The following is a 22,920-nucleotide window of genomic DNA, read 5'->3' as shown; positions in this document are numbered from 1 at the left end:
AAACAAAGTAAGGCTTTGATCAATATCTGTTTTTTCGCATTTCTTTTTGGCGTCGTATCAATTCTTGAAAAGATATAATTCGCTCATTTTCATCAACACGGTTTATTTTTAAATCGGCTTCATCTGGATTTAAATCAACATGTATTGCCGTTAACGTATACCGTCTATGCTCTATTTGTAAAATTAGGCCTGGTAATCCTTTATATTCCTGAGGACCAAAACTCAACGGAATATCTGGCGTAAACCAAACTTTAGCCCCTTTTTTATAATAATAAGAATCTGTCATAGCATTATATCGCTTATAAACAGGGATGGCTTGTACACATCTATAATCCCCTATCATTTTAACCCCATCTGTAATCTCCCAATGCTTTTCTGGCATAAAAAGCACATTTCCCATTGACGTGGTCACCTGAATAATAGAATTTGTTTTACTGTTTGTATAGAATGGAGTTCTTTTTGCTAAACTGCCCTTTGTATTTATATTATTTACTTTTAAAGTTTCATCTTCAAAATAATAAGACTCCCCATCTTTAATATGTAAGTAAAATTCATCAGTCATTGCATTCTGATATTTATTAGCAATCTCTTGTTTTAGATGCATTGAAACATTTTTCTTTGCTTTTAACGCTGTCACAAAACTATCTACATATTTCTCGTTTATAACTCCTTGATATTTTATTATTGCAGACCTGCTTTGACTACACAATTCAATAGGTAGTAGCGTTAAACATAAAAGTAAAAGTGGTAATAAGTGTTTATTCATAAATAAAAATCAACTCAATTAATAACGGTTTTTCCGCATTTCTTTTTGACGTCGTATCAATTCTTGAAAAGATATAATTCGCTCATTTTCATCAACACGGTTTATTTTTAAATCGGCTTCATCTGGATTTAAATCAATATGTATTGCCGTTAACGTATACCGCCTATGCTCTATTTGTAAAATTAAACCTGGCAGCCCTTTATATTGTGCAGGGCCAAAACTCAACGGAATATCTGGCGTAAACCATACTTTGGTTCTCTTTTTATAATAATAAGTGTCTGTCTTTTCATTATACCTTTTATAAACAGGGATGGCTTGTATACATCTATAATCCCCTATCATTTTAACCTCATCTGTAATTTCCCAATGCTTTTCTGGCGTAAAAAGAACATTTCCAATAGTTTCATTTAGCTTAATAATAGCTCCTGTTTTAGAATTAGTGTAATAATCATCGTTTGAAGCGAGACTCCCAGCATTGTCCTCTCCTTCTACTTTTAAAGAAAAGTCGGTATAATAATATGACTCTAAACCTTGAATGTGCAAATAAAATATTTCTGGTTGTGCACTTCTATAGTAATTATTTACATTTTGTTTGATGTGCATTGACACATCTTTTTTAGCCTCTAAATCAATTAAAAAACTATCTACATATTTCTCGTTTATAACTCCTTGATATTTTATTATTACAGAACTATTTTGACTACACAACTCAATAGGTAGTAGCGTTAAACATATAAGCAAAAGTGGTAGTAAGTGTATTCTCATAAATAAAAATCAACTCAATTAATAACGGTTTTTTCGCATTTCTTTTTGGCGGTTTATCATTTCTTGAAAAGATATAATTCGCTCATTTTCATCAACACGGTTAATTTTTAAATCGGCTTCATCTGGATTTAAATCAATATGTATTGCCGTTAACGTATACCGCCTATGCTCTATCTGTAAAATTAAGCCTGGCAACCCTTTATATTGTGCAGGACCAAAACTCAACGGAATATCTGGTGTAAACCAAACTTTAGCCCCTTTTTTATAATAATAAGAATCTGTCATAGCATTATATCGCTTATAAACAGGGATGGCTTGTACACATCGATAATCCCCTATCATTTTAACCTCATCTGTAATTTCCCAATGCTTTTCCGGCATGAAAAGAACATTCCCCAGTGTTTCATTTTGCATTATTACAGTACTAGCTTTGGAATTGGTATAATAATAATCGTTTGAAGCAAGACTTCCTACATTATGCTCTCCTTCTACTTTTAAAGAAAAGTCAGTAAAATAATAAGATTCGTGATTTTGTATATGCAAATAAAACTCCTCAGGTTTAGCACTTCTATAAAAATTCGTAACTCTTTGCTTACTATGCATAGACATATCTTTATCAGCCTCTAAAGCTTTAACAAAGCTATCTACATATTTCTCGTTTATAACTCCTTGATATTTTATTATTGCAGACCTGCTTTGACTACACAATTCAATAGGTAGTAGCGTTAAACATAAAAGTAAAAGTGGTAATAAGTGTTTATTCATAAATAAAAATCAACTCAATTAATAACGGTTTTTCCGCATTTCTTTTTGACGTCGTATCAATTCTTGAAAAGATATAATTCGCTCATTTTCATCAACACGGTTTATTTTTAAATCGGCTTCATCTGGATTTAAATCAATATGTATTGCCGTTAACGTATACCGCCTATGCTCTATTTGTAAAATTAAACCTGGCAGCCCTTTATATTGTGCAGGGCCAAAACTCAACGGAATATCTGGCGTAAACCATACTTTGGTTCTCTTTTTATAATAATAAGTGTCTGTCTTTTCATTATACCTTTTATAAACAGGGATGGCTTGTATACATCTATAATCCCCTATCATTTTAACCTCATCTGTAATTTCCCAATACTTTTCTGACGTATGAAGAACATTTCCAATAGTTTCATTTAGCTTAATAATAGCTCCTGTTTTAGAATTAGTGTAATAATCATCGTTTGAAGCGAGACTCCCAGCATTGTCCTCTCCTTCTACTTTTAAAGAAAAGTCGGTATAATAATATGACTCTAAACCTTGTATGTGTAAATAAAATATTTCTGGTTGCGCACTTTGGTAATATTTTGCAATCTCTTGTTTTAGATGCATAGACACATCTTTATCAGCCTCTAAAGCTTTAACAAAGCTATCTACATACTTTTCATTTATAACTCCTTGATATTTAATTATTGCAGATCTGTTTTGACTACTCAACCTAATAGGCAATAGCACAAAACATAAAAGTAAAAGTGGTAGTAAGTGTTTTTTCATATAATAAAAATTTTGTAAAAAATAAAGCTTTCATTACACATTATTGATTAATTCATCTGGTAATGAAAGCTTTTACATTTTTAGTATTGGTATCATCCACAACCGTTATCTCTCATGCAAACATCGAACTCTGCGAAATTATCATCATGACCGTTTTCATCTTCCTCTACAGGGTTATCTTCATCACACTTATTAAAAACTTCACTACAATTTGTTTCTTGAAGAATTGCAGCAGTTGCATAGGAAGACATTAAAGTCAATGCAAAAAGGAAGAACATTCCTAACATTGTTTTGTTTAAGTTTTTCATAATTAAAATGTATTTGGTTAGTACATAAGCACTAACTGATTAAACAATAAAATACATTCAGTCTGGTATTCAGTCGGTAATTGGTTTCAGTCATAAATAAAAAAATCGGCACCGATTTCGTTGCAACTTAATTAACATCCTACACTTGGTTTTGAATGAATAAAAAAACAAGTTTATAGCGCTAATTTTCTCTAATGTAAAAAAAAAAAAAACATACCACACTATAAAAAGTACATATTTTCGATGAAATACATGAAACTGAAACATATTTTCTCACAAAGTTTCCTAAAATCCTTTTTAAGTACTTTACATGGTTTATGAATAGGACTTATACCATTTATAGATTGATTTTACTGTAAAAGAAAATGGATGATTTTTTTCTTTTAGCAAAGAAGAAAATCAAAACATAGCCTAAGCTACGGTTTTATTTTATGATGAAGATAAGAGGAAAAAGAAACATTTTATTCCAGTAATATTGATGTATAAATGGTATTAATAATTTTGTTTATTTTTGCTTCGGAAAATATTCAGAAACAATCTTCAACATACAAACATGCAATACAAAAGAATACTTCTTAAATTAAGTGGAGAGGCCCTAATGGGAGAAAAACAATACGGAATCGACCCTAAAAGGCTTAAAGAATATGCTGAAGAGATAAAAGCCGTAATCGACGCTGGGGTACAAGTTGCTGTTGTTATTGGTGGCGGAAATATTTTTAGAGGTCTTGCTGGAGCCAGCAACGGTATGGATAGAGTGCAAGGAGACCACATGGGAATGCTCGCAACGGTTATTAACGGCCTTGCATTGCAATCGGCTTTAGAAGACGAAGGAATTCAAACTCGTTTACAATCGGCTATTAAAATTAATGAAGTGGCAGAGCCATTTATCCGTCGTCGTGCCATGCGCCATCTCGAAAAAGGTCGCGTTGTAATTTTTGGAGGAGGAACAGGAAACCCTTACTTCACAACCGATTCGGCTGCTGTACTTCGTGCCATAGAAATCGATGCCGACGTTATTTTAAAAGGTACACGTGTAGATGGTATTTATACTTCCGACCCAGAAAAAAACAAAGACGCAACAAAATTCGACAACATTACCTTTAAAGATGTTTTAAACAAAGGCCTAAAAGTAATGGACACTACAGCCTTTACCTTAAGTCAAGAAAACGAATTGCCAATTATAGTTTTTGATATGAACAAGCCAGGAAATCTACTCAAAGTAGTTTCAGGAGAAAATATCGGAACAAAAGTAAATCTTTAATAAACTTGGCTTATTTTTGCCAAACTATTCAAAACATACATCGTTATGACCGAAGAAGTTGATTTTATATTAGACAGTACCAAAGAAGCAATGAACGGTGCTATCAAACATTTAGAGAAAGAGTTTACAAACATCCGTGCCGGAAAAGCAAGTCCTGCAATGGTTGGTAGTGTAATGGTAGATTACTACGGGTCGCCAACACCGCTTAGCCAAGTAGCAAACGTAAGCACACCAGACGGACGTACTATTTCTATTCAGCCTTGGGAAAAATCGATGCTTCAAGAAATCGAAAGAGGAATTATGATTGCCAATCTTGGGTTTAACCCAATGAACAACGGAGAAATGGTAATTATCAATGTTCCGCCACTTACCGAAGAAAGAAGAAGAGATTTAGTAAAACAAGCCAAAGCTGCAGCTGAAGACGCAAAAGTTTCGATTAGAAGTGCACGTCAAGATGCCAATAAAGACATCAAAAAATTGGATGTTTCTGAAGATGTAAAAGCAAATGCCGAAGTAGATATTCAGGAATTAACCGATGAGTTTATCAAAAAAACAGATGCGCTATTGGTAGTAAAAGAAAAAGAAATTATGACGGTTTAAAAATCGTTAAACTTTCAATAAAAAATAAAGCGACTTTCAACAGTCGCTTTATTTTTTTGTAACATTACACGATTATTCTATTTGCAATTATTCCCTCACGAAAAATGAAAAACGTAAACCTCGTTTTTTTGATTTTCTTATTCTTTTTAGCTGAAAATACTTTCGCTCAAACCCCTGTGCCTAAAATTGTAAATTTAGACACCATCCAACAACTCGACGAGGTTGTTCTTCAGCAGAAAAAAGACAGCACAATTGTCATCATCAAAAAAGCTATTGCCAACAAACATAGCAACAACCCTGAAGATACGCTAAACACTTTTAATTACAAAAGTTACAGCAAACTCATAATTACTGCCAATAAAGACTCTATCAACGGTTCTATCGACTCAATTTTTAAAGCAAAGCGAAAGGGCTTAAAGTTTAAAAAAATAGACTCGACCAATTATCAGCTTAAAAAACAACTTGAAAAATCGCATTTATACATCCTAGAAAAAGCGTCTAACTTTTTGTTTTCAAAATACAGAGGGAAACGCGAAATTATTTTAGGAACGCGCATGGCAGGTTTACAAAAACCAATTTACGAGGTTTTGGCTATTGAGATGCAATCCTTTTCATTTTATAAAGACCATTACAAAGTTTTTGGTACCGAGTTTGTAAGTCCGCTCGGAAAATCGGCTTTAAAAACATACAACTATCAACTCCTAGACACTGTAATCGAACAAGGAAGAAACGGTTATTTAATTGAGTTTACTCCAAAAAGAGGAAACGAAAACATTGGTCTTGAAGGTGTTTTGTATATCGATGCGAAGAGCTACGCCTTGCAAAAAACTATTTCGAAATTAAACGCTTCTATCTCGGTTACAGCGGTTCAAAACTACACCTACTTTCCTAGCCAAGATATTTGGTTCCCAGCCAATAATAAGGTAGAAGTTGGTAAAGGAAAAAACAACAATGTAGTTAATCTCTTTGGAACGCTTCGCATTGCAAACAGCTCTAAAATGGAAGATTCTACGTTTGTGAGTACCAATCCAGACGATATTACAAAGCATCTGTATTTAACTTCGGAAACAAATAATTTTGAGGTGTTACTCAATCAACCTGTTACCATTGAACGAAAAGGAACGGCAATTGAATTGGTAGATGTTGCCACACAAAGAGATGCTAATTTTTGGGAAGAATACCGCACTGAGCCCATTACTTCAAAAGAAATTGAAACTTACAAAGCGGTAGATAGCCTTGTGCAAGCCAATAATTACGAGAAGAAATTATCTTTTATAAGAAAATTTGCTGTAGGATATGTAAGCACAAAATATATTGATTTTGATTATAAATCGTTGCTGAAGTTTAACCGTTATGAAGGTTTTCGACTTGGTATGAGTGCAGTAACCAACAATAGGTTTTCAACTAAATTAAAACTTCATGGTTATGGTGCCTACGGAACAAAAGACGGAAACTTTAAATTTGGATTTGGCGCTGAAACAAGATTGGATAAATACGATGATACCCGCATCGGACTTAATTACAAAGATGATTTAGTAGAAACTGGAAGTTTGACTTTTATAACCGACGGGCGCGCTTTTTATTTATTCGAACCCAGACTTTTCAATTTGAGTCAGTTTCACAAAGTAAACGACATAAGCGCATACCTTACCCACGATTTTACGGCAAAACTAAGTTCACGGTTTCAGCTGTCGCATCAAGATGTAAAACCAACCTACGATTATACATTTACCAACGATGGAAAAACATACGACACTTACCAAACAAGTTCAATAACGGCCGCTGTACAATGGAATCCGTATAACAAATACATGCAAACTTCAGAAGGTAAAGTTGTTGTAGAAACTGGCTACCCACAATTTACCTTTCAAACCACACAAGCGTTGCGCGATATTTTTGATAGCGATTTGAGTTTCTCGAAATTCTCGATGCGCATCATGCACGAAATTAGTCCGCTAGACATGGGTAAAACCACCTTTTTATTGTTAGGAGGAATTAGTTTTGGCGATTTACCGATAACCGAATTGTACAACACCTCGCCAAACCAACCCGGCGGAGAACATATTTTAAACCGATTTTCGGTAGCGGGTCGCGATAGTTTTGAAACCATGTATTTCAACGAATTCTTTTCCGACAGATACGCGGTAGCACAAGCAAAACATTATTTTAAACGATTTAATATCACCGAAAAATTTAGACCAGAATTGGTTTTAATCTCCCGATTTGCAATCGGAAATATATCAGAAAGACAACAACACCAAGGGATAGAATTTAGCTCGCTAGAAAACGGATATTTTGAAAGTGGACTCGAAGTCAACAAAATTTTAAAAGGCTTCGGACTCAATTTCATGTACCGCTACGGAGCGTACCATTTGCCAAATTTCGACGACAATATTTCGTTTAAATTTACCTACTATTTTACTTTAGGTTTTTAGGCTCATTAAGCTAGGTTTTCTACCTTTGCACGGAAATTAAATTTGATGCTAAACAAGATCACAAAAGGTTTTTGGAAAAAAACTGCTAGGTTAATACTTCGCAATCGCATTCTTATTTTATTAATCTTAATCGGTATTACCGCTTTTCTCGGTACACAGTGGAAAAACATGCGCTTCACCTTTACCGAAGCCAACCTCCTACCCGATCATCATCCTGTAAATGTAGAGTACAATAAGTTTTTAGATACATTTGGAGAAGAAGGAAACTTAATAATTATTGCCGTAAAAGACAGTAATTTATTTACACCTGATAACTTTAACGAATGGAATAAACTCAGCAAACAATTACAAGCAAAACCAGAAGTCGATATAGTTGTTTCTACGGAAAGTCTTCAGAAACTTGTAAAGAATACCGAAAAGCAACAGTTTGAACTCGAGCCACTCATCAAAGAAGATTTCAAAACAAAAGCTGAAGTAGATAGCATTAAAAATGAACTTTTCCTGAAACTTCCTTTTTACGAAAGTTTACTTTTCAACAAAAAAACACATACGGTTAGAACCGCCATTTATATCGATAAAGAAATTGTAAACACCAACGTCCGAAAGGATTTTGTAATCAACGATTTCGAACCCCTTATCGACGATTTTGAAGCCAAAACAGGACTCGATGTAAAAGTCTCTGGAATGCCGTACATCCGAACGCTCAACTCCCAAAGTATCATCGATGAAATTAGTATGTTTATTGGTGCTGCACTTGGAGTTACCTCGTTAATTTTCTTTTTCTTTTTCCGTTCGTTCCGCGCAACCTTCATTTCAATGATTGTTGTAATTGTAGGTGTTATGTGGGCCTTCGGAATTTTAGGCTTGCTTCATTATGAAATTACAGTACTTACGGCGTTAATTCCTCCGTTGATAATTGTGATCGGAATTCCCAATTGTATTTTCCTCATTAATAAATATCAGCAAGAAGTACAAAAACACGGAAACCAAGCCAAATCATTACAGCGCGTTATCTCGAATGTTGGAAACGCAACTTTAATGACCAATATTACGACTGCGGCTGGTTTTGCAACTTTTATTATTACTGAAAGCAAATTGCTCAAAGAATTTGGTATTGTAGCCTCTTTAAACATCTTTGCTATCTTCGTTTTATCGCTGCTTATCATCCCGATTATTTATAGTTTTATGCCTTTGCCAAAAACAAAGCACTTAAAACACTTAAACAAAAAGTGGATAAACACTTTTGTTGGTTGGATGGAAAAGTCGGTAAGACATCACCGAATTGCTGTTTTTATAATTTCTTTAATTGCATTAGTAGCTAGTATTATCGGTATTTACCAAATACGAATTTCGGGTAGTTTAATTGAAGACATGCCGCAAGATGCAGCCTTTTTTGACGATATTCGTTTTTTTGAAAAAGAGTTTGATGGTATTCTGCCTGTAGAAATAATGGTAGACACCAAACGTAAAAATGGTGTTTTAAAATTATCTACTTTAAGAAGAATGGAAGAATTGGAAACTCTCATTAAAGAAATTCCAGAACTTTCTGATCCTATATCGGTAACCAATTTGGTAAAGTATTCCAAACAGGCATATTACAATGGTAATCCAAATTATTATCAGTTGCCAAACAATCAAGAAAACACATTTATTTTATCATACGCCAAAAAATCGGCCGACAATGCCGATCTGCTAAAAAGTTTTGTCGATTCAACAGGGCAAATTGCACGTATTACAACTTTCATGCAAGATATCGGGACCGACAAAATGGAAGGCATCGAAGAAGATTTATGGAAAAAAATACATAAAGTCCTCCCACAAGATCGCTATAATGTAACTCTAACAGGAAAAGCGCTTGTATTCATGAAAGGAACTAAGTATTTGGTAAAAAACTTAGTGATGTCGCTCGCCTTAGCTATCTTTTTAATTTCGCTATTTATGGCGTACATGTTTAGGTCTTTTAAAATGATTGTAGTTTCTTTAATTCCAAACATACTACCACTTATCATCACTGCAGGAATGATGGGCTTTTTGGGTATTCCTATAAAACCATCAACCATTTTAGTATTTAGTGTTGCCTTCGGGATTTCTGTAGACGACACCATACATTTCTTGGCAAAATACAGACAAGAATTAACCAAAAATCATTGGAATATCAGAAAATCAGTATACAATGCTTTAAGAGAAACTGGAGTAAGTATGTTTTACACTTCTATAGTATTATTCTTTGGATTCTCTGTTTTTATGCTGAGTAGTTTTGGTGGTACAAAAGCACTTGGAGGTTTAGTTTCGTTTACACTTTTAATTGCAATGTTGGCAAACTTAATTTTATTACCAGCACTTTTATTAGCGCTTGAAAGAAACATTGCCAATAAAAAAGTACTGAAAAAACCAAATATTGACGTACTTCCAAAAAGCAGTAAAGAGTAAATTATTGTTTTCCGTAGAATTAAATTTTTTTTGGAAATTAATTTTAAATAATTAGCAGTCTGTAAATTCATCTGTATTAATTTTCCCTACATTTTAATTTACTGCATAAAAAAAGTCTGCCGAAAACAAGTTCCCGAACAGACTTTAAGGTTCCCCCAAACCTACATTTTTAAATATTTTGGAATGCCTTTAGGACATTTTATGTACTATTTTCTACAAATATATAAAATTAAAACAATTAAAAAAGGGGTTTTTCCCTATAATTTATTTCCTTAAACTTTTCTTAAAGTTTCAACTTCATATGTTAAATGTACAAAAAAAATTATTACTCCTACATACTCAGTAAGTAAAATTTTATTCGATTTAACAAAAGCATAATATTATCTGATAAATCTTTTTAACAAACTAAGCTACGATGCTTATAATTAATAGGTTTAAAATTTTATCTTTGTGCTCACAATTATTTTGATGTAAGCATAATGAAATTAGATAGCATTAAAGAACTACTTGGAGGTGAAAAACTTCTTCAAGAAGTACACGTTAAAGGATGGATTAGAACTTTTAGAAGCAACCGATTTATTGCACTAAACGACGGTTCTACGATAAACAACATTCAATGCGTTGTAGATTTTGAAAATATTTCAGAAACAATTTTAAAACAACTCAACACTGGTGCTGCTGTTAGTATTAATGGTACGTTGGTTGAAAGTCAAGGAAAAGGACAAAGTGTAGAAATACAAGTAAAAGATATTAGTGTTTTAGGAACTTCTAACCCAGAAGAATACCCAATACAACCTAAAAAACACTCTTTAGAATTTTTAAGAGAAAAGGCACATTTAAGAGTTCGTACAAGTACATTCAGTGCAATTATGCGTGTACGCTCGGCACTTTCGTTTGCGGTTCACCAATACTTCAACCAAAACGGATTTAACTATGTGCACACCCCAATCATTACAGGGTCGGATGCTGAAGGTGCTGGAGAAATGTTTAGAGTAACTACTTTAGATGCTAAAAATCCGCCGTTAACAGAAGATAACGAAATTGATTATAAAGAAGATTTCTTCGGAAAAGAAACCAACTTAACGGTTTCTGGACAGTTAGAAGGAGAAGCGTATGCAATGGGGTTAGGAAAAATTTATACTTTCGGCCCTACATTTAGAGCAGAAAATTCTAACACATCTAGACACTTAGCTGAGTTTTGGATGATCGAACCAGAAGTTGCTTTTCTTGATTTAGACGGAAACATGGATCTTGCTGAAGATTTTATTAAGTACGTTATTAAATATGCGTTAGAAAATTGTAAAGAAGATTTAGAGTTTTTAGAGCAACGACTTCTTGATGAAGAAAAAACAAAGCCTCAAGCAGAAAGAAGTGAAATGACGCTTACAGAAAAGCTTCATTTTGTAATCGACAATAACTTTAAGCGCGTTAGCTATACAGAAGCTATTGAGATTCTTAAAAACTCAAAGCCAAACAAAAAGAAGAAATTCAACTACATTATTGAAGAATGGGGAGCAGACTTACAAAGTGAGCACGAACGCTACCTTGTAGAAAAGCACTTTAAAACACCTGTAATTCTTTTTGATTACCCTGCCGACATTAAGGCTTTCTACATGAGAGCAAACGAAGACGGAAAGACCGTAAGAGCCATGGATATTTTATTCCCTGGAATTGGAGAAATTGTAGGAGGCGCACAAAGAGAAGAGCGTTACGATGTTTTACTCAACAAAGTTAAAGCAATGGGCATCGACGAAAAAGAACTTTGGTGGTACTTAGAGCTTCGTAAATTTGGTACCGCAACACATAGTGGTTTTGGACTCGGATTTGAGCGTTTGGTATTATTTACCACCGGAATGACCAACATTAGAGACGTTATTCCTTTCCCTAGAACTCCGCAAAACGCCGAATTTTAGAATAAATTAACATCAAAAAACAATAAAACTAGCATGTGAATACGTTTCATATAGCTAGTTTTTTTATTTTTATATAAAGGTTTTTTTATGCTTAAACAGCACTTACAATTTAAATTATCGCAGAAATTATCGCCGCAACAAATTCAATTAATGAAATTGATACAGTTGCCTACACAAGCTTTTGAGCAACGCCTCAAACAAGAGCTTGAAGAAAATCCTGCGCTCGAAAGTGGAAAAGACGATTCGGTAAACGAATACGATAATGACGATATTGACAACAGCATGCAGGACGATTACGATAGCGATTCTATTAATGCTGAAGATATAAATGTAGACGAATATTTAAGCGACGACGAAGTGCCAGAATACCGCCTACAAACCAATAATTACAGTAGCGACGATGATGAAAAAACAGTACCGTATGCCGCGGGAACTTCTTTTCATCAGCATTTAATCAATCAATTAAATACATTTAGACTGAATGACGAAGAAAGAGATATTGCTGAATTTCTTGTTGGTAGTGTAGATGAAAGTGGTTACATCCGAAGAGCAATTCCAGACATTGTAGACGATTTGGCTTTTACACAAAACGTATATACGGATGAAGCACAAGTTGAAAGAATATTGCATATTACGCAACAACTCGATCCTGCGGGAGTTTGTGCTCAAAACTTACAAGAGTGTTTACTTATTCAACTAGACCGAAAAAGTCCGTCAAAAAGTACCGAATTGGCTTATGAAATTATTGACAAGTCGTTCGATCAGTTTACCAAAAAACATTATACGCGTTTAATTCAGAAATACAATATTACTGAAGAAGAACTAAGAGATGCCATACATGAAATTGAACGCCTCAATCCAAAACCTGGAGGTTCGTATGCTGGGAACAATCGTATCGTTGAGCACGTTGTTCCAGACTTTACCATTAGAATTGTAGATGGCGAGTTGGAACTTACCTTAAACGGACGAAACGCTCCAGAATTGCATGTTTCTAGAGAGTATAACAATATGCTGAAAGGCTACAAAGACACCAAGTCAAAATCGAAATCTCAAAAGGATGCTGTGCAATTTATAAAGCAAAAACTAGACGCGGCAAAGTGGTTTATTGATGCTATAAAACAACGTCAAGAAACGTTATACGTTACCATGAATTGTATTATGCATTATCAGGAAGAATATTTTTTAACGGGCGACGAGCGAAAACTCAAACCCATGATTTTAAAAGATATTGCAGACCAAATTGGGATGGACGTTTCTACAGTTTCCAGAGTGGCAAATAGCAAATATGTAGACACTCCCTACGGAACAAAACTAATTAAAGAATTCTTTTCTGAATCGATGAAAAACGACGAAGGGGAAGATGTTTCTACACGAGAAATCAAGAAAATACTAGAAACTGTTATTAATGAAGAAGACAAAAGAAAACCACTTACCGACGATAAATTGGCTTCAATTTTAAAAGAAAAAGGATACCCAATAGCACGTAGAACAGTGGCAAAATATAGAGAACAATTGCACATTCCTGTGGCACGACTTAGAAAAGAAATATAAATGCGTTTGCTCTCTAAAATACTTTCGCAAGTTATAAATCCGCTTTTCATCCCATTAGTAGGCACTGTGCTGTATTTTTTAATCACGCCAAAATACAACACCTACGAAACAAAAAGGTTGGTTGTTTTGGCAGTGCTCATCCTCACAGTTATTATTCCGCTTATACTTTTTTTATTACTGAAAAACTTAGGATGGATAACAGGAAACGAAATTGAAACGGCAAAAGAAAAGAAAATACCACTTTACATTGCGATCATTTTAATCTATATCACTTTTCAGAAGATTACCACTATAGATTTTTCAGAAGAACTTTACTTCTTTTTCGTCGGGATTCTAGGCGCACTATTAAGCTGTTTGATTATGGTTTATCTAAATTTTAAGGCAAGTATCCACGCAATGGCAATAAGCGCATTATTAGTCTTTATTTTGGGTTTGTCATTCCACTACGAAACCAACATCACGTTAGGAATTTCAGCAATAATATTTGTATTAGGACTTGTAGCGACTATTAGACTGTATCTACAGAAAAACGATCTATCCGAAATAGCTGTAGGAGTATTTCTAGGTGGAATAACACAGTTTATAACCTTTGGCTATTGGTTATAAAATGTAGAAGATGAGTCCCGCTTTTAGCACACTCAACTCTAAAGATTCATTGTTTACAGTATACAAATCGTCTTCAAAAACATTGGTTAAATCGTACTGCGCGTAAAAATTCCAAGTATTGTACCCAAAACTTAGGTAAATACCATATTGTAGATCTCTAATATCTGGGTTTTTAAATTTTATTGTTTCTGAATCGGTTACAAATTTAGAATTCCCAGAGAAGAGGTATGAAATACGTACTCCTGAATAAATTCGCCAAAAGCGATAATCTTCAGCAACAGAAGAACGCCATCTAAACTCGATTGGAAATTCTACAAAATTGAGAGAAAGTTTATTCCTTTTATATGAAATATCATCTGGAACTGCCTGATAAGAAATACTTCCATCGGCTTCTTCCGTAGCCAATAAATCGGTATAAAGTGCATTAAATGATAATCCTGCTCCTAAACCAAAACCAATGTTTCTTCTTCGATTAATCGGAATATCTTTAATAAAACCTCCAATAATCCCGTATGAAAAGCTACTTTGACCAATTCCGCTAGGCGATTTCGTAAGCAAATTATAATTCACCCCTACATAAAATTGATCTTCTACATACTTATCATCAGCTTCCAAGACATAAAGAGAATCTTGTTGCGCTGTTGCAAAATGAGTACATAAAATAAAAATAATAAAAGTTACCTTTTTCAAATGAATAATGATTTAGCAACGTAAAGGTAATAGAAAAAGTTAAAATGAGTAGAAATAAAAAACGCTTCGATGTAAATACATGAAGCGTTTTTTAAATATAAGTTTAACTGAAATGGATTATTTCAAGTTTTGAAAAGAGGTACCATTTTTGGTGGTATAATTAATCTTTAAAGCATTAATTTTTCTCAATTCTTGTTTAATATCCGATACGAGTCCCATATTGGTTTCGTTATCAACTTTCAAAGCAGTTGTAAGTACGTTTTGTAACTCCTCACGCTTTGAAGCTCTCTCAGCAAGTACGTAGTTCGCTACTTCTGATACGTCTGCAAATTTATCATTTAACTGAATTTTTGCAGCGGTACCAAATTTATCTTGGTAGCGAGGGCTAGGCTTACCTGCGTAGATATAAATTACCCTGTCTTTTTTATCAAGTTTTTGAACTTGATCAGCATAAGGCAATTCATTTTTTATCATCAGTGAACTATCTTTCATTGTAGTTACCGTCATGAAGAAAAATAACAACATGAATACGATATCTGGCAACGATGCGGTTGATACCGCTGGTAAGTCCCCTTTCTTTTTCTTTGTGAATTTTGCCATAATAGCTATACTAATTTAATTAGTTACTTTTTGGTTCTGCCTCAGATAATTTTTGAGGATACATTTGCTGAATACGCTCTAACTTAGGTTTTAACTCGTCTTTAGCAGCGTCTGGAGTTTTAGGATCTAAATACGTAGCATTCATTTCCGTAAAATCTCTACCGTAAAGTCTTTGCGCTTCTCTATTTCTCAATTCATTATATGCAGCAACCAATTCGTTTTGCACTGCTATATATGTCCCGTATTCTGTCAACCTATCGTTCTGTAAAGAAATTACAGCTTTGCTAGGGTGGTCAGAAGATTCTGGGCTCTTAGCTCCTTGACAGTAATCACAAGGCTCTCCTTTTTCGCCAGTTCCTCCTCCATTATCAAGAAAATCTACTGCAGCTTTTCTTAAGTTTTTAAGCTCCATTGGTTCATCTTCAACAAGTAAATCGTTGTTTTTATTTACAACTACTGTAAAGATGTTTTTTTGCTTAATAACAGGTGGATTCTCTGTAGGAGGCTCTATTGGTGGCAGCTTTCTATCTAAACCTGCATCTGTTTCAATGGTAGTAGTTACCAAGAAAAAGATCAAGAGTAGGAAAGCGATATCCGCCATAGATCCTGCGTTTACTTCAGGTGGTGCTCCTCTTCTTGCCATGTTATATAAATGTTTTTTAAATTATTGTTTTTTAAATCCTCCTACTACCATTGCAACTACAGCAACTGCAGCCAATAAGTAGAACGACCATAAACCAGCGCCTACAGTTTTAACTGTTCCTTCGGTAGCTTCGATACCTCTGTTGGCCATGTCGTTAAGATCAACATCTTTACCAGTAGCAAGTACAAAGTAACTTACTAATAGAATGATGGCGAACGCTCCAACAGAAATTAAAGATTTTTTTAATTTCTCTCCGTCTGAGGCTAAACCTATAAGCGAAAGTACCAAGGTAATTCCTGCTATAATTACAGTTAGCCATAAACCTAGACTTATCATTAAGCTAACAACACCTTCGTTGTCGTCAGACTGCACTATCATAACCCATAGTACAAATCCGATTACACTAAGTATTATTGCTAATATTTTAGCTATTTTATACATATCTTGAATTAAAATTTAGTGCTTATTATTTTTTGTGATCTACTAACATATCTACTAAAGTGATAGAAGCATCTTCCATGCTGTTTACGATACTATCAATTTTAGCGATGATATAGTTGTAGAAAATTTGAAGTATAATAGCCACGATAAGACCAAATACTGTTGTTAATAAGGCTACCTGGATATCTCCTGCAATAAGAGATGCATCTAGTCCACCTGCTGCACTAATTTTTTCGAATGCTTGAATCATCCCGATTACTGTACCCATGAATCCTAACATCGGAGCAATAGCGATGAATAAAGACAACCAAGAAACGTTTTTCTCTAATTGACCCATTTGCACACCACCGTAAGCTACAACAGCTTTTTCAGCAGCGTCAACACCTTCGTCAACTCTGTCTAATCCTTGATAGTAAATTGATGCAATAGGACCTCTTGTGTTTCTACAAACTTCTTTTGCAGCTTCTACTCCACCAGACGCTAATGCATCTTCTACTTTTTGAGTAAGCTTTTTAGTGTTTGTTGTTGCCATGTTCAAGAAAATAATTCTTTCGATAGCCACTGCTAATCCTAAGATTAAACATAATAGTACAATTCCCATGAAACCTGCACCCCCTTGGATGAATTTTTCTTTTAGGACTTGTTGGAAACCTTTTGCTTCTGCAGCAGGAGCTTCGTCTTGTACTAATGCTGTTGAAGCATCGTCGATAGCAACAATTTCTGAAATTTGATCAGCCACAACTGGAGTAAAATCCTTTGCGTTGGCAGTTGTTGCGTTAAGAGCCAATAATCCGGCAATTGCCAGCATAGAGAATAGTCTTTTCATTTCTTCTAAACTTAAATTTGTTCGTTAATAGGGTTAAAGATAAAAAAAAAATGTTATTAAACATTAAAAACTACAAGCAGAGAGGAAGGGATTCGAACCCTCGATACGCTTTTGACGTATACACACTTTCCAGGCGTGCGCCTTCGACCACTCGGCCACCTCTCTTTTTAACGTATAGCTTTAGAGCGCCAAATAACGAATTTTTTTTTAGTTGTTAAAATTTATGTCGTTAATTTTAAGCCATTTCGCCTCTTAATGAGGTTTCATATATGGTTTTGAACACTTTACGTTGAATATTATTCCCCAACAAATACATCAATTTTGTTATTGCTGCCTCTGTTGTGATGTCTTTTCCGTTAATTACCCCTGCTTTTTTTAGATGAGAACTCGTTTCATATTGCCCCATTATTACACTTCCTCCCGAACATTGAGTCACATTGACTATAATTTTGCCAGATTTTATGGTTTTTTTTAGCAAATCCTCAAACCATTTTTCGGTTGGAGCATTTCCAGCACCATAAGTTTCTAATATAATTGCTTTGGTATTTGGATTTCCAAACAAACAACTTAATGTGTTTTCATTAATTCCAGGAAAAAGTTTTACAAGCGCAATATTTACATCCATGGTTTTGTGCACCACCAGTTTTTTTCTATTGGGCTTCAATAAATATTCGTGGTTTACTTTTAAATGTACCCCACTTTCTGCCAACGGCGGATAATTTAACGATGCAAATGCTTGAAAGTGCTCTGCATTTATTTTAGTAGTTCGGTTAGCGCGGTACAATTTATATTCAAAATACAAACACACTTCTCTAATAACAGCATTTCCGTTTTTCTTTAAAGATGCTATTTGAATACTGGTAATTAAATTTTCTTTGGCATCGGTACGCAAATCGCCTATTGGAAGTTGAGACCCCGTAAAAATTACAGGTTTTGATAAATTCTCAAGCATAAAACTCAATGCCGATGCTGTATAACTCATTGTATCGCTACCATGCAACACAACAAAACCATCGTAAGCTTCATAGTTTTTTTCTATAATTTCTACAATTTGAACCCAGTACTGCGGATTCATATTAGAAGAATCGATTGGTTCTTCAAACGAAAAAGTATCGATGTCGCAATCTAAATGTGAAAGTTCTGGAATACGTTTCAGCAATTCATCAAAATTAAACGCATGAAGTGCTCCCGTTTCAAAATCTTTCACCATCCCAATGGTTCCACCTGTATAAATAAGTAAAATTTTAGACTGCATGTTTTAATCTTTTATTTGATTTACCACAGGATTTGCATACATCCTTAAAAAGTTTTCTAACGCAACTTTATTTCCTGCTTCCACTCTTCGCTTTACGCGACGTTTAAACTGACGCTTTTCGGCATCGGTATAAAAAGAAGAAAACTTATCGGTTTTATAAAGCATATCGTACGCCAAATAATTTGACGGCCACAATTTGTAATTTTTATGAATTTCCGCATCAATAGCTTCCGCCAACATTTGAAATTGTTTATTATTTGGCTCTCCGCTTTCTTTTATTTCATCTAAAGTTTTAGAAAGCACTTCGCCCGCAGAAATATGAATGCGTTTTTTTCTTCCTGTAATTCCTTTTAAAATACTATTAAAATCTTCATTACTCGATTTTACATATTCAATTTCATGATGCTTTGCCATCAATTCTGGCATTTTCAACACATCGGTAGGGTCGTATTCATAAGAAATCGACACAGGAACAATTTGTAGTTTTTTAAAATAGTCCATCACTTCAGCTTCGTCGTTTGCAAGCGCCAACATTTTTAAAACACCTTGTTGAGTTTGGTCGTCTCCGTTTTTGGTTCTCCCTTCTCGTTGCGCTATCCAAATGGATCTATTTTCTTGCTGAAGTGCATCCTTTATATAAGAGGACACCAATTGCGAACTTTTCAACATTTCGCGAGGCGACAAATCTCTTTTGATAATAAAACTTCTATTTAATCGAGATAATGCCATCAAAAATGGCTTTTTCACTAAATTATCGCCAATTGCAGAAGCCGTCATCACGAGCCCGTTATCGTATAAAGCAACATTCAGCAAGGAGGTATCGAGAATAATATCTCGATGGTTTGAAATAAACAAATATGGTACTCCTGGTGTGAGCTTGTCAAATCCTTCCGTAGAAAAACCTTCCGAGCTTTTATCGAGCACCGCATTTACACTCTTGTAAATTATTTTTGTTTGAAAATCTCTAATTGAGTGGCAACTCTTTACGAGGTCGCCTATTTCTTCGACACTTTTTTCAGGAAAGGTAAACTGAAGCATTGCCATCACCATTGGGTGTGCCATAAATTTTAAAAGCGCATCGTTTACTTCGCTGTCGTAATAAGGTCGTATATCGTCTATTGTAATCACTCGGACACTTGTTTAAAGGCAAAAAAACAAAATTTAGTTTATACCAAAGCTAAGTTGGTGTTAAACTCCAAATACATCTTTTGAGTTTTGCGTGGTAGTTTCAACAATGGTTTCTAACGGAAGCTGGTACACATCTACCAATTTCCCTGCAACTTCGGTAAGGTAAACACTCTCATTTCGTTTTCCGCGGTAAGGTGTAGGTGCTAGGTATGGTGCGTCTGTTTCAAGCACAATTTCCGAAAGCGGAATTTCATTTAAAAACTTGTCTATTTTGCCGTTCTTAAATGTAACCACGCCTCCAATTCCTAATTTCATATTATAAGAAAGTGCTTGTTTAGCTTGTGCTAATGTTCCTGTAAAACAGTGAAAAATACCAAAAAGATCGGTTCCTTTTTCCGATTCTAACACTTCAAAAACCTCATCAAAAGCATCTCTACAATGAATTACAATTGGAAGTTTGTACTTTTTTGCAAGCTGTATTTGATGTCTGAAAGCGTCTTGCTGTTGTTTTAAAAAAGTTTTATCCCAATACAAATCAATTCCTATTTCTCCAATGGCATAAAAACTACGTTCGTTTAACAAAGCTTCAATATGCGCCAATTCATCTGTATAATTTTCTTTTACATGCGTAGGATGCAAACCCGTCATTAAAAAAACATTGTCTGGATAGTTTTTCTCTAAAGCGAACATAGCTTCGGTATACGTAGAATCGATTGCAGGAATAAAAAAGCGTTCTACACCAGCATCTAGTGCTCTTTGCATCATTTCGTCACGATCTTCATCAAAGGCTTCGCTATATAAATGTGTATGTGTATCTGTAAAAATCATGGCGCAAAAGTAATAGTTTAAACGGCTATATTTGCATAAAATTAAAAGAGATAATGCAAAGCCTAAAGAAATTTCTAACTGAAAAAGGATATATCAAAGTTCCTTTAAACTTCACGAAAACAAATCATTTTGAAGTGGTTGCAAAAATAAACGGAATTTCTGGCAGATTTATTCTCGACACAGGCGCTTCCAATACTTGTGTTGGCTTGGATTGTATTGAACATTTTAATTTGGAAACCGAAGCTTCCGAAGTAAAAGCCGCTGGCGCTGGCGCTACCAATATGCTCACACAAGTTTCTAAAAAGAATTCACTTGAAATGGAAACATGGAAACGTAAAAAAGTGAAAATTGTACTCTTCGACTTAACACACGTAAACTCAGCTCTTACCATTCATAACGCCTTACCTGTACATGGTATTATTGGTGCCGATATTTTGAAAAAAGCAAAAGCTGTAATTGATTATCAGAAGAAAACATTGTATTTAAAATAGGTCATTTATAAATAATTTAAATTTCATCTTTCTTATTTATTTAACCTCAGTACGATATAAATACCAACATATAAAACCTTTAACTTTTTTATTTCAAATATTTGATATTTTTTCATTTTTGCCTTGACACAAAAACGAAACAAAAAAGTCAAGACTGATTAAAAAAGCATCAAAAAATCTACGGAACCATCCTCCTCAGATAAAAAGAACTCGCGTCGCTCAAACAGCTTTTATCTTTCTCCCAACACTGCTTCCTTGATTTTCAATACTTTTTAAATAGGTCTATTTTATCTCATATTCATTATTCTTACGACAAAGTTACTTTATTTATCTGAATATCAATATATTTGAGAAAATAAATAGGGTAAAATTCCCTTTGATATTTCTGTATAGTTTGTTGATTTTTACATCACCAATCTAAAAGAAAAGATCATGGAGGCAGAAGCTAAACAACAAAAAAACTCCAACGACATTAACTTAACCATAACGATTGTTTCGTTAGCTATGATCACCGTTCTTATGAACCTTTTTCTGGTTTTATCAATTTAGAAATTTGATATATTAGCCACCAAAACAAAAAACGCCCAACTTTACGTGGGCGTTTTTTAATTTTATAAAACTTAAACTTTTATAGCTCTAATGCTTTTTTAGCATTTCCATCCATCAATAATTCTTCTGGACTTTCTAATGCTTCTTTAATTGCTACTAAAAATCCTACTGATTCTTTTCCGTCGATAATACGGTGATCGTAAGATAAAGCAACATACATAATAGGTGCTATAGCAATAGCTCCATCTCTAGCAATTGGACGCTCAACAATATTGTGCATTCCTAAAATTGCACTTTGTGGAGGGTTGATAATTGGTGTAGACAACATCGAACCAAAAACACCTCCGTTAGTAATTGTAAATGTACCTCCTGTCATTTCATCTACTGTAATTTCTCCTTCACGCGCACGAATTGCCAAACGTTTAATTTCAGCTTCAATACCTCTAAAGCTTAAGTTTTCGGCATTTCTCACTACAGGAACCATTAATCCTTTTGGTCCAGAAACCGCAATACTAATGTCGCAGAAATCGTAACTTACCATTTCTTTACCATCAATCATTGAATTAACTGCAGGATACATTTCTAAAGCACGTACAACTGCTTTTGTAAAGAAACTCATAAACCCAAGACCTACATTGTGCTTCGTCTTAAATTCATCTTTATATTGTTTACGAAGCTCAAAAATTGGTCCCATATCTACTTCGTTAAAAGTAGTAAGCATAGCTGTTTCATTTTTTACTGAAACCAAACGCTCTGCCACTTTACGTCTTAACATAGAAAGTTTTGTACGCTCAGAACCACGACTTCCTGCTCCTGGAGTTCCTAAAGAAGGAGTAGCTTTTACTGCATCGTCTTTTGTAATACGACCGTCTTTTCCTGTTCCTTGAACTTCTTGAGGATTAATTCCTTTTTCAGCAAGTACTTTTTTGGCTGCTGGACTTGCAGTACCACTTGCGTATGTTTCTTTTTTCTCCGGAGCTTTTTCAGCTGGAGCTGCTTTTTCTTCTTTCTTTGGCGCTTCTTTTGCCTTTTCAGCTGATGCATCTGCACCACCTGCAGGTTTCTCTGCAGAAGTATCGATTAAACAAACCACTTCTCCAACAGCTACTGCATCTCCTTCTTCAGCTTTAAGCGTAATAATTCCGCTTGCTTCTGCTGGTAATTCTAAGGTAGCTTTATCTGAATCTACTTCAGCAATTGCTTGATCTTTCTCTACATAATCTCCGTCTTCCACTAGCCATTCTGCTATCTCTACTTCTGTAATCGATTCCCCAGGAGAGGGAACTTTCATTTCTAAAACCATT

General features: G+C 34.5%; 22 protein-coding genes and 1 tRNA gene. 8 read left to right on the top strand and 15 right to left on the bottom strand.

Annotated elements, in window-relative coordinates; genetic code table 11:
* Positions 1-19 precede the first annotated feature (19 nt).
* From JMA43_RS04020 to JMA43_RS04000, 5 genes are all read right to left on the bottom strand, one after another.
* Entirely contained in the window at positions 20-766 is a 747-nt protein-coding gene (locus JMA43_RS04020) for a GLPGLI family protein (RefSeq protein ID WP_342155079.1), read from the bottom strand.
* A gap of 18 nt (positions 767-784) precedes the next feature.
* Complete coding sequence (locus JMA43_RS04015) at positions 785-1,531, bottom strand: GLPGLI family protein (protein WP_342155078.1); 747 nt, start codon at positions 1,529-1,531, stop codon at positions 785-787.
* Between the two features lie 18 nt (positions 1,532-1,549).
* The gene (locus tag JMA43_RS04010) at positions 1,550-2,296 is read right to left on the bottom strand and encodes a GLPGLI family protein (protein WP_342155077.1); all 747 of its coding nucleotides are present in this window, start codon (positions 2,294-2,296) and stop codon (positions 1,550-1,552) included.
* A gap of 18 nt (positions 2,297-2,314) precedes the next feature.
* Positions 2,315-3,061, bottom strand: coding sequence for a GLPGLI family protein (locus tag JMA43_RS04005; RefSeq protein WP_342155076.1), 747 nt, complete (start codon positions 3,059-3,061; stop codon positions 2,315-2,317).
* Between the two features lie 92 nt (positions 3,062-3,153).
* Complete coding sequence (locus JMA43_RS04000; protein WP_342155075.1) at positions 3,154-3,339, bottom strand: hypothetical protein; 186 nt, start codon at positions 3,337-3,339, stop codon at positions 3,154-3,156.
* Positions 3,340-3,922: 583 nt separating this feature from the next.
* Between JMA43_RS04000 and pyrH the strand changes: the two genes are divergently transcribed.
* The 7 genes from pyrH to JMA43_RS03965 all read left to right on the top strand — a co-directional run bounded on the left by pyrH (position 3,923) and on the right by JMA43_RS03965 (position 14,165).
* On the top strand, positions 3,923-4,630 hold the full coding sequence (gene pyrH / locus JMA43_RS03995) for a UMP kinase (protein ID WP_342155074.1): 708 nt from the start codon (positions 3,923-3,925) through the stop codon (positions 4,628-4,630).
* A gap of 45 nt (positions 4,631-4,675) precedes the next feature.
* Entirely contained in the window at positions 4,676-5,230 is a 555-nt protein-coding gene (gene frr / locus JMA43_RS03990) for a ribosome recycling factor (protein ID WP_342155073.1), read from the top strand.
* Positions 5,231-5,334: 104 nt separating this feature from the next.
* Positions 5,335-7,665 carry a DUF5686 family protein gene (locus JMA43_RS03985; RefSeq protein ID WP_342155072.1) on the top strand — a complete coding sequence of 777 codons (2,331 nt, stop codon included), beginning with the start codon at positions 5,335-5,337 and terminating at the stop codon, positions 7,663-7,665.
* 45 nt (positions 7,666-7,710) lie between these two features.
* Positions 7,711-10,095, top strand: a complete 2,385-nt coding sequence (locus JMA43_RS03980; RefSeq protein WP_342155071.1) for an efflux RND transporter permease subunit — start codon at positions 7,711-7,713, stop codon at positions 10,093-10,095.
* A gap of 479 nt (positions 10,096-10,574) precedes the next feature.
* Positions 10,575-12,008 (top strand): asparagine--tRNA ligase, encoded by a 1,434-nt coding sequence (gene asnS / locus JMA43_RS03975; protein ID WP_342155070.1) that lies wholly within the window; start codon positions 10,575-10,577, stop codon positions 12,006-12,008.
* Between the two features lie 87 nt (positions 12,009-12,095).
* Positions 12,096-13,559, top strand: a complete 1,464-nt coding sequence (rpoN, locus tag JMA43_RS03970; RefSeq protein WP_342155069.1) for an RNA polymerase factor sigma-54 — start codon at positions 12,096-12,098, stop codon at positions 13,557-13,559.
* Entirely contained in the window at positions 13,560-14,165 is a 606-nt protein-coding gene (locus JMA43_RS03965) for a hypothetical protein (protein ID WP_342155068.1), read from the top strand.
* On the opposite strand, the gene JMA43_RS03960 is transcribed toward JMA43_RS03965, so the two are convergent.
* The 9 genes from JMA43_RS03960 to JMA43_RS03920 form a co-directional block, all read right to left on the bottom strand.
* Complete coding sequence (locus JMA43_RS03960) at positions 14,160-14,855, bottom strand: porin family protein (protein WP_342155067.1); 696 nt, start codon at positions 14,853-14,855, stop codon at positions 14,160-14,162. The two genes, JMA43_RS03965 and JMA43_RS03960, sit on opposite strands and share 6 nt — an antisense overlap.
* A 117-nt stretch (positions 14,856-14,972) precedes the next feature.
* Entirely contained in the window at positions 14,973-15,455 is a 483-nt protein-coding gene (locus JMA43_RS03955) for an ExbD/TolR family protein (protein ID WP_342155066.1), read from the bottom strand.
* A gap of 19 nt (positions 15,456-15,474) precedes the next feature.
* A complete protein-coding gene (locus JMA43_RS03950) occupies positions 15,475-16,098 on the bottom strand; it encodes an ExbD/TolR family protein (RefSeq protein WP_342155065.1) in 624 nt (207 codons plus the stop codon).
* A gap of 21 nt (positions 16,099-16,119) precedes the next feature.
* A complete protein-coding gene (locus JMA43_RS03945) occupies positions 16,120-16,539 on the bottom strand; it encodes a hypothetical protein (protein ID WP_342155064.1) in 420 nt (139 codons plus the stop codon).
* Between the two features lie 25 nt (positions 16,540-16,564).
* Positions 16,565-17,365 (bottom strand): MotA/TolQ/ExbB proton channel family protein, encoded by an 801-nt coding sequence (locus JMA43_RS03940; RefSeq protein WP_342155063.1) that lies wholly within the window; start codon positions 17,363-17,365, stop codon positions 16,565-16,567.
* A 77-nt stretch (positions 17,366-17,442) separates the two neighbouring features.
* Positions 17,443-17,530: transfer RNA gene (locus JMA43_RS03935), tRNA-Ser, on the bottom strand.
* 70 nt (positions 17,531-17,600) lie between these two features.
* Complete coding sequence (locus JMA43_RS03930) at positions 17,601-18,620, bottom strand: asparaginase (RefSeq protein WP_342155062.1); 1,020 nt, start codon at positions 18,618-18,620, stop codon at positions 17,601-17,603.
* 3 nt (positions 18,621-18,623) lie between these two features.
* Complete coding sequence (locus tag JMA43_RS03925; RefSeq protein ID WP_342155061.1) at positions 18,624-19,748, bottom strand: 1-acyl-sn-glycerol-3-phosphate acyltransferase; 1,125 nt, start codon at positions 19,746-19,748, stop codon at positions 18,624-18,626.
* Between the two features lie 60 nt (positions 19,749-19,808).
* Positions 19,809-20,576, bottom strand: coding sequence for a TatD family hydrolase (locus JMA43_RS03920; protein ID WP_342155060.1), 768 nt, complete (start codon positions 20,574-20,576; stop codon positions 19,809-19,811).
* A gap of 53 nt (positions 20,577-20,629) precedes the next feature.
* Between JMA43_RS03920 and JMA43_RS03915 the strand changes: the two genes are divergently transcribed.
* Positions 20,630-21,067 carry a retropepsin-like aspartic protease gene (locus tag JMA43_RS03915; RefSeq protein WP_342155059.1) on the top strand — a complete coding sequence of 146 codons (438 nt, stop codon included), beginning with the start codon at positions 20,630-20,632 and terminating at the stop codon, positions 21,065-21,067.
* A 628-nt stretch (positions 21,068-21,695) separates the two neighbouring features.
* On the opposite strand, the gene odhB is transcribed toward JMA43_RS03915, so the two are convergent.
* Positions 21,696-22,919, bottom strand: a complete 1,224-nt coding sequence (gene odhB, locus JMA43_RS03910) for a 2-oxoglutarate dehydrogenase complex dihydrolipoyllysine-residue succinyltransferase (RefSeq protein WP_342155058.1) — start codon at positions 22,917-22,919, stop codon at positions 21,696-21,698.
* Between the last annotated feature and the right edge of the window lies 1 nt (position 22,920).

The organism is Joostella sp. CR20 (assembly GCF_038433465.1).
In the GTDB taxonomy this organism is placed as follows: domain Bacteria; phylum Bacteroidota; class Bacteroidia; order Flavobacteriales; family Flavobacteriaceae; genus Galbibacter.
This window is presented reverse-complemented; position numbering and strand designations above follow the sequence as displayed.

Bases quoted from the DNA above. Each gene is read 5' to 3' on its own strand.
- JMA43_RS04020 (WP_342155079.1), bottom strand. From the start codon at position 766: ATGAATAAACACTTATTACCACTTTTACTTTTATGTTTAACGCTACTA.
- JMA43_RS04015 (WP_342155078.1), bottom strand. From the start codon at position 1,531: ATGAGAATACACTTACTACCACTTTTGCTTATATGTTTAACGCTACTA.
- JMA43_RS04010 (WP_342155077.1), bottom strand. From the start codon at position 2,296: ATGAATAAACACTTATTACCACTTTTACTTTTATGTTTAACGCTACTA.
- JMA43_RS04005 (WP_342155076.1), bottom strand. From the start codon at position 3,061: ATGAAAAAACACTTACTACCACTTTTACTTTTATGTTTTGTGCTATTG.
- JMA43_RS04000 (WP_342155075.1), bottom strand. From the start codon at position 3,339: ATGTTCTTCCTTTTTGCATTGACTTTAATGTCTTCCTATGCAACTGCT.
- pyrH (WP_342155074.1), top strand. From the start codon at position 3,923: ATGCAATACAAAAGAATACTTCTTAAATTAAGTGGAGAGGCCCTAATG.
- frr (WP_342155073.1), top strand. From the start codon at position 4,676: ATGACCGAAGAAGTTGATTTTATATTAGACAGTACCAAAGAAGCAATG.
- JMA43_RS03985 (WP_342155072.1), top strand. From the start codon at position 5,335: ATGAAAAACGTAAACCTCGTTTTTTTGATTTTCTTATTCTTTTTAGCT.
- JMA43_RS03980 (WP_342155071.1), top strand. From the start codon at position 7,711: ATGCTAAACAAGATCACAAAAGGTTTTTGGAAAAAAACTGCTAGGTTA.
- asnS (WP_342155070.1), top strand. From the start codon at position 10,575: ATGAAATTAGATAGCATTAAAGAACTACTTGGAGGTGAAAAACTTCTT.
- rpoN (WP_342155069.1), top strand. From the start codon at position 12,096: ATGCTTAAACAGCACTTACAATTTAAATTATCGCAGAAATTATCGCCG.
- JMA43_RS03965 (WP_342155068.1), top strand. From the start codon at position 13,560: ATGCGTTTGCTCTCTAAAATACTTTCGCAAGTTATAAATCCGCTTTTC.
- JMA43_RS03955 (WP_342155066.1), bottom strand. From the start codon at position 15,455: ATGGCAAAATTCACAAAGAAAAAGAAAGGGGACTTACCAGCGGTATCA.
- JMA43_RS03950 (WP_342155065.1), bottom strand. From the start codon at position 16,098: ATGGCAAGAAGAGGAGCACCACCTGAAGTAAACGCAGGATCTATGGCG.
- JMA43_RS03945 (WP_342155064.1), bottom strand. From the start codon at position 16,539: ATGTATAAAATAGCTAAAATATTAGCAATAATACTTAGTGTAATCGGA.
- JMA43_RS03940 (WP_342155063.1), bottom strand. From the start codon at position 17,365: ATGAAAAGACTATTCTCTATGCTGGCAATTGCCGGATTATTGGCTCTT.
- JMA43_RS03930 (WP_342155062.1), bottom strand. From the start codon at position 18,620: ATGCAGTCTAAAATTTTACTTATTTATACAGGTGGAACCATTGGGATG.
- JMA43_RS03920 (WP_342155060.1), bottom strand. From the start codon at position 20,576: ATGATTTTTACAGATACACATACACATTTATATAGCGAAGCCTTTGAT.
- JMA43_RS03915 (WP_342155059.1), top strand. From the start codon at position 20,630: ATGCAAAGCCTAAAGAAATTTCTAACTGAAAAAGGATATATCAAAGTT.
- odhB (WP_342155058.1), bottom strand. From the start codon at position 22,919: ATGGTTTTAGAAATGAAAGTTCCCTCTCCTGGGGAATCGATTACAGAA.